This is a genomic window from Pseudomonas sp. HY7a-MNA-CIBAN-0227 (assembly GCF_040310325.1).
Taxonomy (GTDB): domain Bacteria; phylum Pseudomonadota; class Gammaproteobacteria; order Pseudomonadales; family Pseudomonadaceae; genus Aquipseudomonas.
This window is the reverse complement of the sequence record NZ_JBEOPT010000367.1, coordinates 1-234: the sequence shown is the minus strand read 5'-3', so window position 1 is coordinate 234 and position 234 is coordinate 1. Positions and strand designations below refer to the sequence as shown.

The following is a 234-nucleotide window of genomic DNA, read 5'->3' as shown; positions in this document are numbered from 1 at the left end:
GGTATGAATAGTGCGTTGTTTTATATGCCAATGTTGTTGGCACAACGCGGTCAGGCCACAGGTTTGATGACTGCTGATTATCAGTCCCGTACCGTCTTGTTTTAATTGATTAATCATTGCGAGGACCAAACGCTGTGAGTGCTTGTCCATATTTGAAATAGGTTCATCAAGCATTAATAGTTTAGGTTGTGCTATCCAAGCTCTTGCAATAGCAAGACGTTGACGCTCTCCACC

The 234-nt window shown here is 43.2% G+C and carries 1 protein-coding gene; it reads right to left on the bottom strand.

Annotation, left to right across the window (positions count from 1 at the left end; translation table 11 throughout):
* Window positions 1-234: ATP-binding cassette domain-containing protein (locus AAEZ06_RS28295; RefSeq protein ID WP_350617529.1), on the bottom strand; the 234-nt coding region annotated here is incomplete at both ends.